This window comes from Curtobacterium uvaldense (genome assembly GCF_028307415.1).
Classification (GTDB): domain Bacteria; phylum Actinomycetota; class Actinomycetes; order Actinomycetales; family Microbacteriaceae; genus Curtobacterium.
Map to the genome: position 1 here is coordinate 36,142 of NZ_JAQMHU010000008.1, position 13,592 is coordinate 49,733.

The window sequence follows — 13,592 nt, forward strand, 5'->3', positions numbered from 1 at the left end:
CAGGGCCTTCGTGTTCCGAGCGGATGACGAGATTCGAACTCGCGACCCTCACCTTGGCAAGGTGATGCGCTACCACTGCGCCACATCCGCGTACACCCACACTCTACCCCGAACCGTTCCCGCGACCGAGATCCACGGCGCAGCCGGGCGCGTCGCACGCACCGTCGATCGCCGTCGGGTGCGGGATTGCGGGAAACCGCAAGCCTCGGGCGCCGACCGATCCGAGCCGCCGTCGGCTCCGGATGCTTCCTCGGTGCCCCGAGTCCGTCCGGGCAGGGCGCCGGGGGCCACCCACCCCTCGTCCGGCCGATCGCGGCGACCCGAACCCTGCGAGCGGCCGGACGGTCCCGGACTCCCAGGCCGACCGGGTTCACTCGGGGCATGAGCTACGTGCACGACAACCCCGGTGGCACCGAGGCACACGGTGTGGACCTGATCGACGGCGACTCGCCGGCCGTCCGCATCCTCGTGCACGGCAACCTGCCGACGACCATCGAGCACGAGGGTCGCACCTGGCTCGCCACGGGCGACGCGCACGACGACGGCGACCCGTCCGCTCCCCCGATCGCGATCTACCGTCCGGTCTGACGAGCACCGTCCGCGCCCGTCGTCGGGCTGGCGTGTCCTGTCAGGCGGGCGTCTTCCGTCAGCCCGGCGCTGTCGCAGCTGCCTGGCTCAGCAGGGCGACCACCGTCAGGTACAGCCCGGAGGAGAGGACCGCCCCGGGCAGCAGGGCGACGACGGCGACCGGGATCGCCCACAGCTGGTGCGCCCCGGGGTTCCCGTCAGGTGGCGTGCTCGCCATGGCGGCGAACGAGGACGCGGAGACGAGCACCGCGAACGCCGCCGTCATGCAGACGATCGGCCACGACCGGTAGCCGCCGGAGAACATCGGGACGAGGAGCGGCAGGAAGAACATCGCCGGAGCAGCGGTGAAGCCGATGCGGGAGACGATCCGGTAGGTCCGTCGGTCCCGGTCGGTGCCTGGATCGCGACGCTGGTCGCCCTTCATCTGTTCCCCCTCCGTTGGCGGTACCAACACGGTGCGCGCCGCGCTCCGCGTGTCCGTACACCGGGACAGCACATCGCCCGGCTGAACGCGCCGTCCGACGTTCCGCAGCCCGCGTCGCGACGCCGGTCACCGGGCAGCCGGGAACTCCTCGTCGCGGAGATGCGAAGCGTCACCTACCGCGCAGGTGGACACGCCCGAGATGCTGTACCGGGCCGGGCGCGCGTCGTAACCGATCGAAGTGACCGGGCCGCCCTTGCCGCGGATACCGAGTACGGGGTCGTCGCCATCGGTCCGAGTATCGAAGAATTCGATACCCTCGTCCTTCCAAACGTCCTTCACAGCATCGATGTCCGCCTGTTGGCCTTCCGCCGCGGCCGTTCGTTCCATGATGAAGACGTACCGCACGCGCTCCGGCGCATCGCCACACGGCTCCACGGCGGGGCCCCGGTAGACCTGCCAACTGCCGCCGACCGCGGCGGTCGAGCGCTCGACCACGTCGACGACGGTCTTCTTGGCAACCGATGGGTTTGCACTACCGCCGTCAGAACTTGTGCTGCGAGCGCAGCTGGTCAGTGTCGTCGACAAGACTGCGACCACGGCGATTGCGGTGCTCCTTCGGGCCAGACGCCCCGTGCGCGTCGTCGTCACGTCGTGCGGCCGCGTCAGCCCGCGCCGCGGAGATCGTCGACATCCCCGTCGAAGCACACCGACTCGCCGGTCACGCTGTAGCGCTGAGGGAAGGCGTTGAACCCGATCGAGGTCACCGGGCCCCCGCTACCTCGAACGCCGAGGAGGGGATCCGCCGATCCGCTCTCGAAGCGCTCGACGGCAATACCCTGATCCTTCCAGGCCTGCTCGACCCGTTCGACATCAGCGGCCGGGTCGACTCCGTCCAGCGCCTTCCGCTCGACGATGTAGCTCCAACGAGCTCCAGACCCAGCGCCGGGACGGTCGCAGCTCTCTGCCGCTGGACCGCTGTACACGTTCCAGTCGCCGCCGATCGACTTCGTCGTGTGCTCGACCACATCGACGATCGACTTCTTTGCCTCGGACGGTTTCATGCTCTCTCCTCCGGGGTCAGCGCTGCATGCTGACAGGATCGACGTGGTCGCCAGCAGCACGACGACGACGTTGCGCAGTCTGCCGCTGACGCGGGCCGGTTCGTGTGGTTTCAAAGGGTCCACTGCGGGTTCTCCAGAAGGGACTGCTGGAACTGTGTCGGGCCGAGGTCCTTGCGCTTCGTCAAGTCCTCCGGATGTCCGGTGGTCGCGAAGGCGATGTTCTGCAGGGATTCGGTGTTCTGGTCGAGATAACCGCGCTTCGACTCCGTGAGCGTTCCGTGGTCTTCCACCGGGTTGAGGCCCTCGGTGCCGTCAGCTCCGAACACGGTGGCGTCGAAGTCCGGATCCGTGGGGTCTTGGCCGTGCTCGGCGCTCAAGCGACCGGTCCAGGCCCACTGGTCCCCCTTCTCCGGGTCGATCAGCCAGACATCGCGTGCCTGAGCGGCGTACACATGGCCGGCGTTCAGGTCGTCCGCGTTGTCGACCGAGTTCGGCAGCCCGGCTGAACCGATGGACGTGAAGGTGTCCACGTGGATGCCCTCCTGAGTCAGGCCGTACGCTGAAGCGGTCGTGCCGTAGGAATGCGCGACCACGTTCGTCGTCGGCATGTCTCCGGCGCGGACCGCGTCGAGACCCTTGATCGAAGCGGCGAGGTTGTCACCGCCCGGTTTGGCGTAGTCGCTCCCGAGCACGCCGAAGTCGAGCTTGCCGCTGATCACGGGCTGCGGGGGCGTCTCGTACTCGATCCACCCGATGACGGCCCGGTCTGCAGGTCCGAGCCCTTCCTGCGCGTCGTAGAGGTGTTGCGCACCCTCGGTCCACCCCACCATGTCCTTCGCGGTGGTGCCCATTCCGGGAACGGCCCACGTGACGTTCTGCGCCGTGTCGAGGTCCCCGATCGAGACAGCAGCCAGCGGTGGGCGGTCGTCGGTCAGCGCCATCACGAATCGCCGCCCCTTCGTCTCGTCACTCGGTCGACTCGCGGTCTCGATCGCGCGCAGGGCCTCGAGGTTCTCCGACGCCCGACCCCAAGCCGTCCCGTTGTCGTACGCGATCGTCGACTGCAGCGCCTCCACCTCCTGCTCAGCCTCGGTGATCCGGGCGTCGAGCACGGTGCGGTTCGCCGTGTCGCGAGCCCAGTAGGCGACACCCTCGAGGTTACCGAGGCGAGCGAGTACCGGCAGGGGCAGCGCTCGGACGTCCTGCCTGCGGGAGGACGACCATCCGAGCTGTGCCCAGAGTGCCGCGACCTCGCTCGCGGTCAGGTCTGGATCGAGCATCTGCTGCAGCGCCGGAGGCAGGTCGGCCGGTGCTGCGATGTCGAGTGTCGCGTTCGAGAGCTCGCCGGAACCACCGGCCCGGTCGAAGGCGTCGGCGATCCGCTCGAGCCACGCTGCATCCTCGCGGTTCTCGTCGAGCAGCCGGTCCGCACCCGCCAAGAACGACGCGCTCGCGATGCGCACCCAGCCACAGCTCCCGGTGAAGCCGTGCCACGCGGTCCGCAGCGTCGTGAGCTTCTCCTCCGCGGCGCGATCTGCGGCGCGGCTGTCGCTCGCGAAGGACCGGAGCGAACCGGGGACAGCTGAGCTCGTCCCCTCTGCCGTCCCGCCACCGGTGCGGGTCCGACCCCGCGCCGAGAATGCCACAGTGATGGTCGGCGCAGCGATCGGCGTCTCCGACGGCTTGAAGTCGAAGACACCGAGCGACGGACTCCCGCGCAATCCGAGCGGATCGGCCGCGACCTGGCGGTCCCGCTCGTCCTGCCGGAGCTGCCACGCCGCGAGCTGCTCACGGCGTTGCCGTTCCTGCTCCGCTGCAGCGGTGGCCTCGGTCACCTGTTCGACGAGGTCGTCGAGCGCGGACGTGAGCTTCGGCCGGTCGTCGGCTTCGATCTGCACCGACTCCTCGAAGCGCTTCGCGTACGCGCCGCGGAAGTCGTCCAGGGCTGATTCGGCGGCGCTCCGACGCGCTGCCCCCTGCCCGCGCAGGCGATCGGCGGCCGCGCTGGCTGCCCTGACGACGGCATTCGCCGCCGCTTCGTCGTACTGGATGTCCCCCATGCGCTCCCCCTTGCGGGTCCACTGTACGCAGATCGGCCCGGGACGTGCGGGCCCACCCGCACGTGTGCGCACCTCGATGTGCCTTTTGTACGGGCTCTCGTCGCGACGCAGACTCCTCGGACGCACCTTCGCAGGCCCACCCGTCAGGAACCCGCCGCGAGCCGCCCGCGGCCGCAACAGAACAGGAGCAGCCCATGCCCACCATCGCCATCATCGGAGCCGGCCCCGGCCTCGGTCTCGCCATCGCCCGGACGTTCGGCCACGAGGGCTTCTCCGTCGCGCTGGTCTCCCGCACCCAGGAGAAGCTCGACCGGCTCGCCGCGCAGCTCGGTGAGGAAGGCATCACCGCTGCCGGGTTCGCCGCTGACGTCACGGACCGGCCGAGCCTGACCGCAGCGCTCGGGGCTGCGACCGAGCACTTCGGGTCCGTCGACGTGCTGGAGTACTCCCCGGCCGACACCACCGGTGGTGCCCTCGCCCCCGCAGACGTGCGGTCGACCACCCCGGACAACGTGCAGCCGCAGATCGAGTACTCCCTCTACGGCGGGATGTCCGCGGTCGAGGCGGTCCTGCCCGCGATGCGTGCAGCCGGCGCCGGCACGATCATCGTCACCACCGGCGCGGGCTCGGTCCGACCGGCGCCGATGTTCGGCAACGTCACCGTCGGCGGTGCGGCGCTGCGCAACTGGGCGCTCAACCTCGGTGCCGCCCTCGACGCCGACGACACCGGTGTCCACGTCGCGCACGTCGCGATCGGGGTGTGGGTGACCGACAGCAAGCCCGCGGACCACCACGTGCCGAGCCTGTCCCCGTCCGAGATCGCTCCGCGCTACTGGGACCTCCACACCGGACGCTCCACCCACGAGATCGTCATCGAGGGGTAGGCGCATGCGGTCATCCGGCCGGGTGCGTGTCCGCGTCGACGGACCGTGCCCGGCCGACTCCGATCCGCTCGTGCAGCGCCCGGTTCGCGGCGACGGCGGCGTGGTTCTCTGCAGCCCACTGCGCCAGCTGCATCACCGCGACCTGCAACGACCGACCCAGGTCGGTCACGCCGTAGTCCACCCGGGGCGGCATCTCCGCGGGGGCCTGCCGGACCACGAGTCCGTCGCGCTCGAGTGCCTTGAGTGTCACGGTCAGCATCCGCTGCGAGATGCCGGGGATGCTCGCCAGCAGGTCCGAGTAGCGCAGGGTCCGGTCGCCGAGCGTGGTCATCACGAGCACGGTCCACTTGTCACCGGTGCGGTCCAGGACCTCTCGGATGAAGCTGCTGTCCTCCGGCCACGCCACGCACGGACCGGCGAGCACCCGTTCCACGGTCACGGCATCCTCCTCGTCACCGACACCGTACAAGGTGGTCCGGGCACCTTCGTGCGAGCGGAGGACGACGACGAGGCCGCCGTCCTCGCGGTCCCAGGAGGTGCCGATGACGCTGCGCTCGGTTCGACGGCGGTGCGGAAGCGCTTCGAACAGGACCTCGCCGCGCTCCGGGCCGCCGACGAGTTCGTGCTCGTGCTCCCTGCGGGCGCTGCCGCGCACGTCGAAGCAGGCATCGCCTCCGGACTCGGCAAGCGGTGCTGGGCCGTTGGCCCCGTCGACCGGCTCAGGGCACTGCACATCGTCCAGTAGTCGTTCCCGACCGGCCGACGACGGCCACCACCTCGGCGACGGCCACGGGCGATGGAGGGGTGTCGTCGCGGATCCCGTGTTCCGACCGCAGGAACGAGAAAACCCCCGCCGGAGCGGGGGTTCTCGGATGGTGGGCGATACTGGGATCGAACCAGTGACCTCTTCCGTGTCAGGGAAGCGCGCTACCGCTGCGCCAATCGCCCAGAGATCTGCTGACCAGGGTCGTGCAGGATCTTGGAGGGTGTTGCTGGAGGTGGGGACGGGATTCGAACCCGCGTGGACGGCTTTGCAGGCCGCTGCCTAGCCTCTCGGCCACCCCACCATCGAGGTTCACGTCTCCGTGAGTACCCGAACGGTGGGATACCCTCTGGTGAGTCGTGGTCGTCCGGAGACTCCCACACTCGAGCGGATGACGAGATTCGAACTCGCGACCCTCACCTTGGCAAGGTGATGCGCTACCACTGCGCCACATCCGCATTTCGGCGACCCGAGGGCCGCTCCTGTCTCTCCGCTGTCGCGGCGACGAGAAGAACTCTATACGAACCGGACGCCTTCCGCCAAAATCCTCCTCGTTCACCGGGCGTGTCCCCCGCGTTCATGCGGATCGCGGGGCTTTTCGAGTGCCCGTTCTTTCCCATGACGGCCGCAGTGCACTGTGGAAACGGGCGTACCTGGTCGTCGCGGAGCACCAGGTACGCCCGTTCCCATCAGGTACGCCCGTTCTCACCCGGCGCCAGCACGCATCAGCACGAGCGCGAGCAGGAGCACCACGCACGAGCACGACGCACCAGGCACCACGCACGAGCACGACGCACAAGGCACCAGGCACGACGCACGGGCACCGAGGGCACCCGCGCCACACCCGGGTGACGCGCCGTGTTCGGTGCAGGCCCGAACGTCCGCTACTATCGACTGGCACGCAAGTGCAGGGGGCGATTGGCGCAGTTGGTAGCGCGCTTCGTTCACACCGAAGAGGTCATCAGTTCGAGTCTGGTATCGCCCACGTGCCCATTCAGGGCCTGAAGAACACCCGAGCAGAGCCCGGCGCACACGCGTCGGGCTCTTCTCGTTCCTCGGCCCGGACCGTCACGACACACCAGCGAGCAAGGACCCATGACCGACGTCGACCTCGAGTTCTCCCGCGTGCGCGCGGTGCTCGACCGCCCGACCCTCCGGCTGATGTCCCGCCCGACGAGCGCCGCCGTCATCGCGGTGTTCCGCACGGTGTTCGACCGTGACGTGCAGTACGTCCCGGCCGACCGCATGCACCTGCAGGTCGAGGAGCACGTCGCCCGCCTGCAGTCCACCGGTGCCCGCGTGCCCGCGAGCGAACACGGGGAGAACGAGGCCGACGCCCGCCCGAACGGCCGCGCGCTCTGTCGCGACTGGGTGGCGGCGCAGTGGCTGGTCCGCTCGAACTCCCCCGACGGCGACGAGCAGTACTCGCTGACGAGCCACGCCCTCGAGGCACTGAACCTCGTCGACGCCCTGAGCGCCGACCGGGCGCTCATCAGCGAGAGCCGCCTGGCGATGATCGTCGAGGCCGTGCACCGCTGGGCGGCCAGCGCGGAGCCGGACCCGGACGTGCAGGTCCGTCGCATCGACGCCCAGATCGCGGAGCTGCAGGCCGAACGCGAGCGGATCGCCCGCGGCGAGGTCACCGAGGTCGACGACGCACGGATGCACGACGGCTACACGAACGTGGCCGACCTCATCCGGCAGCTGCCCAGCGACTTCAAGCGCGTCGAGGAGGCGGTCGCGACGATGCACCGCTCGATCGTCGAGGACTTCCGGCAGGAGGTCCGTCCGATCGGCGAGATCCTCGACGACTACCTGGCCCGGACGGACGACCTCATGCAGGCGACTCCCGAGGGTCGGGCGTTCGAGGGCGCGTTCGAGCTGCTGCGCGACGACGCCCTGCTGCTCCGGCTCCGGGACGACATCGCGACGATCCTCGCGCACCCCTTCGCCGAGTCCCTCGGGGCGGGCGAGCGCCGGGCGTTCCGCAACACGGTGAGCATCCTGCGCCAGGGCATCGAGGACGTGCTCGCCCAGCGACGCCAGCTCACCGCGACGCTCCGCGACCAGATCGTGGCCCACGACGTCGTCCGCGACCGTGAGCTCGACGCGGTGCTCCGCTCGGTGAACCGCGGGCTCGCCGCGTGGATCGACTCGGGGTCCGCCCGCGACCGCGTCCCGCTCGGACTGCTCCCCGCGACCGCCGAGGTCGGCACCCTGCGCGAGCGCTTCTACGACCCCGACAACGAGGCGGTGCCACCGCCGATCGAGGAGCCCGACGACGACGTCTTCGAGGAACTCGACGTGGAGTCGCTGCGCCGCCACGGCGGACCGCTGCTCGCCGAGCTCCGCGCCGCGCTCCGCAGCGCCCCGGACAGCGTCTCGGCCTTCCACGCGCTGCCGCCCGAGCAGCGCCGTCCGGTCGAGCTCTTCGGCCTCGCGCACCTGCTCACCGGCAACGACGACTTCGAGACCGCCACCCACCTGGTCCCGCACCGCACGGTGCGACCGGACGGCGAGACGGTCACCTTCCGCATGCCCTCGGCGTCCCTGACCGGCGCAGGGGCGGACGACCAGCACGACGACGACAACGGCCTGGAGGCACGGTGAGCGACACCACGACGGCTCCCGTCGACGAGACGGACCCCGAGGGCTCCGACCCCGTCCTCGACGAGCGTCACGACGAGGACGAGGAACGCGACGAGTCGAGCTTCGCCCTCTTCGAGGGCGACGAGGGCCGGCTCGACGAGCCGCAGCGCCGCGCCCTGGTCGCGCTGCTCCGCCACACCTACGTGAGCGCGCGGACGCACGCCGACGAGTGGCGCGCGATCACCGACGGTGAGCACCAGCTCCGGTCGCGGCTGAACGACCTCTTCCTCGAACTGCACGTCGACCGCGACCGCGAGGTCGCCTGGAAGCGCCAGGCACGGTCCGAGAGCCAGCGCCGGGCCTTCCCGACGCTGCTGCGTGACGTGCCGTGGACGCGTGAGGAGACGATCGTCCTCGTCTACCTGCGCATGCGCCTCCGCGCGGACGCCCGGCCGGGCCTCGACCAGGTCGTGGTCGACCGGTCCGAGATCATCGGGCACGTGTCCGGCTTCCTGCCGGCGACCACCGACCGCACCCGGGACGAGTCCCGTGTCGCGAAGGCCGTCGAGCGACTCGTGACCGCGCGCATCCTCATCCGCACGACCGATCCCGACCGCTTCCGCGTGGCCAGTGTCGTCGAGGTCCTGCTCCCCCTGGAGCAGCTCCGCGAACTGGACCGGTGGCTGCGCGACGCGACCACCGACGGCGGTGCGCCGACCGACGGAGCCGTGACGGGCCTCCCGGCCGAGCCGACCGACCCCGACGACGAAGGCGAGACGGACGCATGACCGACACCGCGATCGACACCGGCGCCCTGCCGGCGCTCTTCGACACCGTCGCGCAGTGGCGGGCGGAGTCGATGCAGGTCGTCAACTGGGGCGGCTTCCACGGCCACCGTCAGGTCGAGCTGTCCGGGACCGCGACGCTGATCTCGGGCGCCTCCGGCACCGGCAAGTCGACCCTGATGGACGCTTACCTGGCCGTCATGATGCCGTCCGACGTGCCGTTCAACGGCGCCTCGAACGACGCGACCACCGGGCGTGCGCGGAGCGCCGACCAGCGGAACCTGCTCACGTACCTGCGCGGCAAGGTGGACACCCGCCGCGACCCGGAGACGGGCGCCCTGCGCGACGTGAACCTGCGCGGCGACGACCAGACCACCTGGGGCGCCGTCGCCGTGACCTTCCGGAACGACGACGAGCGGCGCTTCACGGTGCTGCGGGCGTACCTCGTGCCGAAGCGGGCGCGGGGCGTCGGCGACATCCAGATGACCATGGCGACGGTCGACGACACGTTCGACCTCCGCCGGCTCGAGGACTTCGTGCCGTCGCGCTTCCACCACCTCGAGCTGACCGGACGTGTGCCGGGGCTCGTCGTGCGGGACACCTACCAGGAGCTCGCGTACACGCTCCAGACCCGGCTCGGGATCGGCGACTCCGGTGGCGGCAACCGAGCCATGCGCCTGCTCGCGCGGATCCAGGCCGGGCAGCACCTGCCCACGGTCGACGCGCTCTACAAGTCGCTCGTGCTCGAGACCCCGGGGACGTACGAGGCGGCCGACCGCGCCCTCGCGCACTTCTCCGCGCTCGACGAGGCGTACGAGGCGATGGACACCGAGGAGCGCAAGGTCCGCATCCTCTCCCCCATCGTCGAGCTGTACGACGAGATCGCCCGGTCGAGGGCCGCGGCGGACGCCCTGGACGGCATCGCCACCGGCGCCGAGGTCTCGCCGTTCGCGCACTGGACGGCATCGCGGAAGCGTGCCCTGCTCGACGCCGAGGTCGAACGCAACGCACGCGAGCGCACCGCAGCCCGGGCCGACGTCGCTGCGACCGAGGCCCGGCACGCCGCCGTCGAGGTCGAGCTCCGCGAGGCGGAGGGACGCCTCCGTGACCAGGGCGGCAACGCCCTCGCGCAGCTCGAGGACCGCATCGACCGCCGGACCCGGGAGCGCGACGCGGTCGCCCGGGCGCGCGCGACCTTCGAGGAGCGCACCACCGCGCTCGGACTGACGCTCACCTCCGAGCGCACGTTCACCGAGGCGCAGGCGGCGTCGCACGCGTTCCTCGGGTCGTACGCGACGGCACGCGCCGAGCTCGACGACCGTCGGGATGCCCTGACGCGCGAGGAGTACCCGCTCCTCGACCGCGAGCGGACCCTGCGCCAGGAGCGCCGGTCACTCGAGCACCGGCAGGGCGCGATGCCGCTGCCGATGCACGAGGCGCGGTTGGCGATGGCCCGGGCTGCCGGCATCTCCCCCGACGCGCTGCCGTTCGTCGCCGAGCTGCTCGACGTGCTCCCGGCCGAGGAGCACTGGCGGACGGCCATCGAGTCCGTGCTGGCGCCCGTCGCGCGCACGCTCCTCGTCGACGAGGACCAGCTGTCGTCCTTCAGCGAGGCGATAGACGCGCTCCAGCTCCCGGTCCGCGTGCAGTTCGAGGGCGTGCCCACCGGCCCGCACCTCGACCTCGACGGCGACCCGGCGATGGTCTCCGGCAAGCTGACCATCAAGGACTCCCCGTTCAGCACCTGGGTCCGCGAACGCATCGAGTCCGACCGGATCGACGCGCGGTGCGTCGACTCCGCCGCGGAGCTCGGCGGTGGCGGCCGCCGCGTGACCCCGTCCGGTCAACTCCGGGACGGCCGTCGCGGCGCGCACGGCGACCGACGCCAGTCGAACGTCATCGGCTTCACGAACGAGGCCCGGATGGCCTCCGTCGAGCGGGAGCTCGCCGCGATCGCGCAGGACCTCGCGACGCTCGAGGCCCGACGCACCGACGTCGCGCAGGACATCGCGACCCTCGACGCCCTGCGCGCCGCACACCAGCAGGTCGTCGACACCACCTGGGACGGCATCGACGTCGCCGGGCTCGACGAGTCCCTGGCGCGGCTCGACGCCGAGCGACAGGCGCTGCTCGCGGCCGACGACGGGCTCCGGACCCTGCGCGAGTCGGTCGCCCGGCTCCGTCGTGCCCTGGACGAAGCCGCCGACCGTCGAGCCGGTGCACGGCTCTCCGTCACGCGGCTCGAGGAACGCCACGCGGTGCTCGTCGACGGCCAGGACGCCGCGGCCGAGATCCTCGCCCGCTTCGAGGACACCCCGGAGTCGCTGCCGGACGACGAGCAGTCCCGGCTGCTCGCCGAGACGTTCGAGGAGGTCGGCGCCCCGGACGGCATCGACGGGTTCGACGACGCCGCGCGCCGACTGCGACGCCGGCTCGAGGAACGGCTCGCGCAGGCGCTCGACGGCGCCGCGGCCGCCTCGACCGCGCTCACGCTGACGTTCCAGCGGTACCAGGACGCCTGGCCCGACCCGAACCTCGGCACCGGTGTCGCGTCGTACCCGGACTACCACGCGATCCTCGACCAGATCCTCGCGACCGGGTTGCACGCGCGCCGCAGCGAGTGGCGTCGGCGGCTGTCGCAGTGGAGCGGCGAGGACCTCGTCCCGCTCGCCGGTGCCTTCGACCGCGCGGTCGTCGAGATCGAGGAACGGCTCGAACCGGTCAACGAGATCCTGCGCGAGCTGCCGTTCGGTGCGAACCGGGACCGCCTGAAGATCCAGATCCGCCGGGTCACCCGCGAGGACGTCACCGCCTTCCGACGGGAGCTCCGCGCGCTGTCGGCGTCGGTCGACACCGAGCTGACCGACGACGTGCTCGAGACCCGCTTCCGACGCCTGCGTCGGTTCATGGCGGTCATCCGCCCCGACCCGGCCGCAACACGTGGACGGACGACCCAGCGCGACGCCGTGCTCGACGTCCGCCGTCACATGGAGATCACGGCCGTGCGGTACGACCCCGAGGGCAACGACCTCGGCGTGTACTCCTCGCTCGGGGACAAGTCGGGTGGCGAGACGCAGGAGCTCGTGGCGTTCATCGTCGGTGCGGCGCTGCGCTACCAGCTCGGCGACGAGACCCGGCCGCGGCCCCGGTTCGCGCCGGTGTTCCTCGACGAGGCGTTCATCAAGGCGGACTCGGAGTTCGCCGGGCGTGCCGTGACGGCGTGGCTCCGGCTCGGGTTCCAGCTCGTGGTGAGCGCTCCGCTCGACAAGGTCACCGCACTCGAGCCGTCGATGGAGCGCCTGCTGTCGATGCGGAAGCACCCTGACACGGGCCACTCGTCCGTCACGGAGATCGCCCGGGCGTAGGCGCCGCGGCGCTGCGGCGCTGCGGCGCTGCGGCCGGTCGGCGGCCGGTCGGCCGGCGCGGCAGGCGGGTACACGGAGGCAGGTCCTGGTCGCACGACCTGCCGCTCACCTCCCGACGCGACGGCAGGTCCTGCCACCGGAGCGGGAGCGGACGGCACGTCGTGCGACCGCGGTGGGCGCCGGCGACGGGTGCGGGTCGGGGCGGTGACCAGGGCTCCATCCGCGAGCGGGCGAGATCTGTCACAGTCGAATCCGGCGGACGACGGATCAAGCCCGCTCGGCGGCCTGCGCGCGGCGTGTCCTGCCCACTCGTCGGACGGGAGGCGCGGCGCGGCGCCGCCGTGCGCCTCCCGTCCGACGCCGCCGGCGCCGACCCCGCCGCACCGCCGCCGCACCGCCGTCTGCCCGCCACCGGCCCGCCGCCGGCCTGTGCGAGCGGGCGCGAGCGGGCGGGATCTGTCACGGTCTGGGCCGCCGGCCGACAGGTACCGCCCGCTCGGCGTCCTGCGGGCGGCGTGTCCTGCCCGCTCGAGCGGAGGGCGGAGGGCGGAGGGCGGAGGGCAGAAGGCGGGGGGCGGAGTGCGGGACCGGCGTCCGCCGATCGCCGTGCGGGGCGCGGTACGGTGGCCGGGTGTTCGGACGTCGCACTCGCAGCCCCCGCCCCGACGACGGAGCGCGCCCGGGCGACCCCGGCGGCCTCGGCATCGGAGCCCTCGTGCAGGTGGTCGACCTCGAGCGCGGGGGCGAGCAGTGGGAGGGCGAGCCGATCGGGGTGATCGTCGCTCCGGGAGGGGTGCAGCTCGGTGGGACGCAGCGCACCTGGACCATCGCGTTCGACGAGCCCGCGTACACGAAGGACGGCCGCGGCCCGTTCGAGCGCGCGACCGTCCTGGGTCGTCAGTTGGTGCCGGTCATGCCGGACACCGCGGACGGAGTCTAGTACTCCTCGTTGCCGCTCTTCAGCATGGCGGCGACGGCCATGCACATGCCCACGCCACCGAGCACGCCGATGCCGATGATGACGCCTGCGATGAGTTCGAGCATTGGTGACTCCTTGGGTTGCGGGGCCGGTG

12 protein-coding genes and 5 tRNA genes are annotated in these 13,592 nt (G+C 71.4%); 8 read left to right on the forward strand and 9 right to left on the reverse strand.

The genetic code is table 11. The annotated features are described in order from the left end of the window. Positions 1-18: 18 nt before the first annotated feature. Positions 19-90, reverse strand: a tRNA-Gly gene (locus PIJ49_RS06615). 291 nt (positions 91-381) lie between these two features. Between PIJ49_RS06615 and PIJ49_RS06620 the strand changes: the two genes are divergently transcribed. After that, positions 382-588, forward strand: coding sequence for a hypothetical protein (locus tag PIJ49_RS06620; RefSeq protein ID WP_066654223.1), 207 nt, complete (start codon positions 382-384; stop codon positions 586-588). 58 nt (positions 589-646) lie between these two features. On the opposite strand, the gene PIJ49_RS06625 is transcribed toward PIJ49_RS06620, so the two are convergent. The 4 genes from PIJ49_RS06625 to PIJ49_RS06640 form a co-directional block, all read right to left on the reverse strand. Next, a complete protein-coding gene (locus PIJ49_RS06625) occupies positions 647-1,012 on the reverse strand; it encodes a hypothetical protein (RefSeq protein WP_209682666.1) in 366 nt (121 codons plus the stop codon). 126 nt (positions 1,013-1,138) lie between these two features. Continuing rightward, positions 1,139-1,507: a hypothetical protein gene (locus tag PIJ49_RS06630; protein ID WP_209682669.1), complete on the reverse strand. Its 369-nt coding sequence runs from the start codon at positions 1,505-1,507 to the stop codon at positions 1,139-1,141. Between the two features lie 167 nt (positions 1,508-1,674). Then, positions 1,675-2,196: a hypothetical protein gene (locus PIJ49_RS06635; protein WP_209682672.1), complete on the reverse strand. Its 522-nt coding sequence runs from the start codon at positions 2,194-2,196 to the stop codon at positions 1,675-1,677. Next, positions 2,184-4,133, reverse strand: coding sequence for an alpha/beta hydrolase (locus PIJ49_RS06640; protein WP_271826143.1), 1,950 nt, complete (start codon positions 4,131-4,133; stop codon positions 2,184-2,186). Before PIJ49_RS06640 ends, PIJ49_RS06635 begins: the two co-directional genes overlap by 13 nt. Before the next feature lie 194 nt (positions 4,134-4,327). On the opposite strand from PIJ49_RS06640, the gene PIJ49_RS06645 reads away from it, so the two are divergent. After that, complete coding sequence (locus tag PIJ49_RS06645; protein ID WP_209682678.1) at positions 4,328-5,017, forward strand: SDR family NAD(P)-dependent oxidoreductase; 690 nt, start codon at positions 4,328-4,330, stop codon at positions 5,015-5,017. Positions 5,018-5,027: 10 nt separating this feature from the next. Here PIJ49_RS06645 and PIJ49_RS06650 read toward each other — a convergent pair whose 3' ends face one another. Next, positions 5,028-5,456 carry a winged helix-turn-helix transcriptional regulator gene (locus PIJ49_RS06650; protein ID WP_209682681.1) on the reverse strand — a complete coding sequence of 143 codons (429 nt, stop codon included), beginning with the start codon at positions 5,454-5,456 and terminating at the stop codon, positions 5,028-5,030. 48 nt (positions 5,457-5,504) lie between these two features. Between PIJ49_RS06650 and PIJ49_RS06655 the strand changes: the two genes are divergently transcribed. Beyond that, on the forward strand, positions 5,505-5,762 hold the full coding sequence (locus PIJ49_RS06655; protein WP_209682684.1) for a hypothetical protein: 258 nt from the start codon (positions 5,505-5,507) through the stop codon (positions 5,760-5,762). A gap of 128 nt (positions 5,763-5,890) precedes the next feature. Here PIJ49_RS06655 and PIJ49_RS06660 read toward each other — a convergent pair. The 3 genes from PIJ49_RS06660 to PIJ49_RS06670 form a co-directional block, all read right to left on the reverse strand. Next, positions 5,891-5,965, reverse strand: a tRNA-Val gene (locus PIJ49_RS06660). A gap of 45 nt (positions 5,966-6,010) precedes the next feature. Beyond that, a tRNA-Cys gene (locus PIJ49_RS06665) sits at positions 6,011-6,084 on the reverse strand. An 82-nt stretch (positions 6,085-6,166) separates the two neighbouring features. Then, a tRNA-Gly gene (locus PIJ49_RS06670) sits at positions 6,167-6,238 on the reverse strand. 454 nt (positions 6,239-6,692) lie between these two features. On the opposite strand from PIJ49_RS06670, the gene PIJ49_RS06675 reads away from it, so the two are divergent. From PIJ49_RS06675 to PIJ49_RS06695, 5 genes are all read left to right on the forward strand, one after another. Further along, positions 6,693-6,765 (forward strand) — tRNA-Val (locus tag PIJ49_RS06675). 110 nt (positions 6,766-6,875) lie between these two features. After that, positions 6,876-8,390 carry a DUF3375 family protein gene (locus PIJ49_RS06680; RefSeq protein ID WP_209682687.1) on the forward strand — a complete coding sequence of 505 codons (1,515 nt, stop codon included), beginning with the start codon at positions 6,876-6,878 and terminating at the stop codon, positions 8,388-8,390. Then, positions 8,387-9,157 carry a DUF4194 domain-containing protein gene (locus tag PIJ49_RS06685; RefSeq protein ID WP_066654213.1) on the forward strand — a complete coding sequence of 257 codons (771 nt, stop codon included), beginning with the start codon at positions 8,387-8,389 and terminating at the stop codon, positions 9,155-9,157. The genes PIJ49_RS06680 and PIJ49_RS06685 overlap by 4 nt, the downstream gene beginning before the upstream one ends. Beyond that, positions 9,154-12,519, forward strand: coding sequence for an ATP-binding protein (locus PIJ49_RS06690; RefSeq protein WP_271826145.1), 3,366 nt, complete (start codon positions 9,154-9,156; stop codon positions 12,517-12,519). The genes PIJ49_RS06685 and PIJ49_RS06690 overlap by 4 nt, the downstream gene beginning before the upstream one ends. Before the next feature lie 631 nt (positions 12,520-13,150). Beyond that, positions 13,151-13,459 carry a hypothetical protein gene (locus tag PIJ49_RS06695; protein WP_271826147.1) on the forward strand — a complete coding sequence of 103 codons (309 nt, stop codon included), beginning with the start codon at positions 13,151-13,153 and terminating at the stop codon, positions 13,457-13,459. Positions 13,460-13,592: the final 133 nt, after the last annotated feature.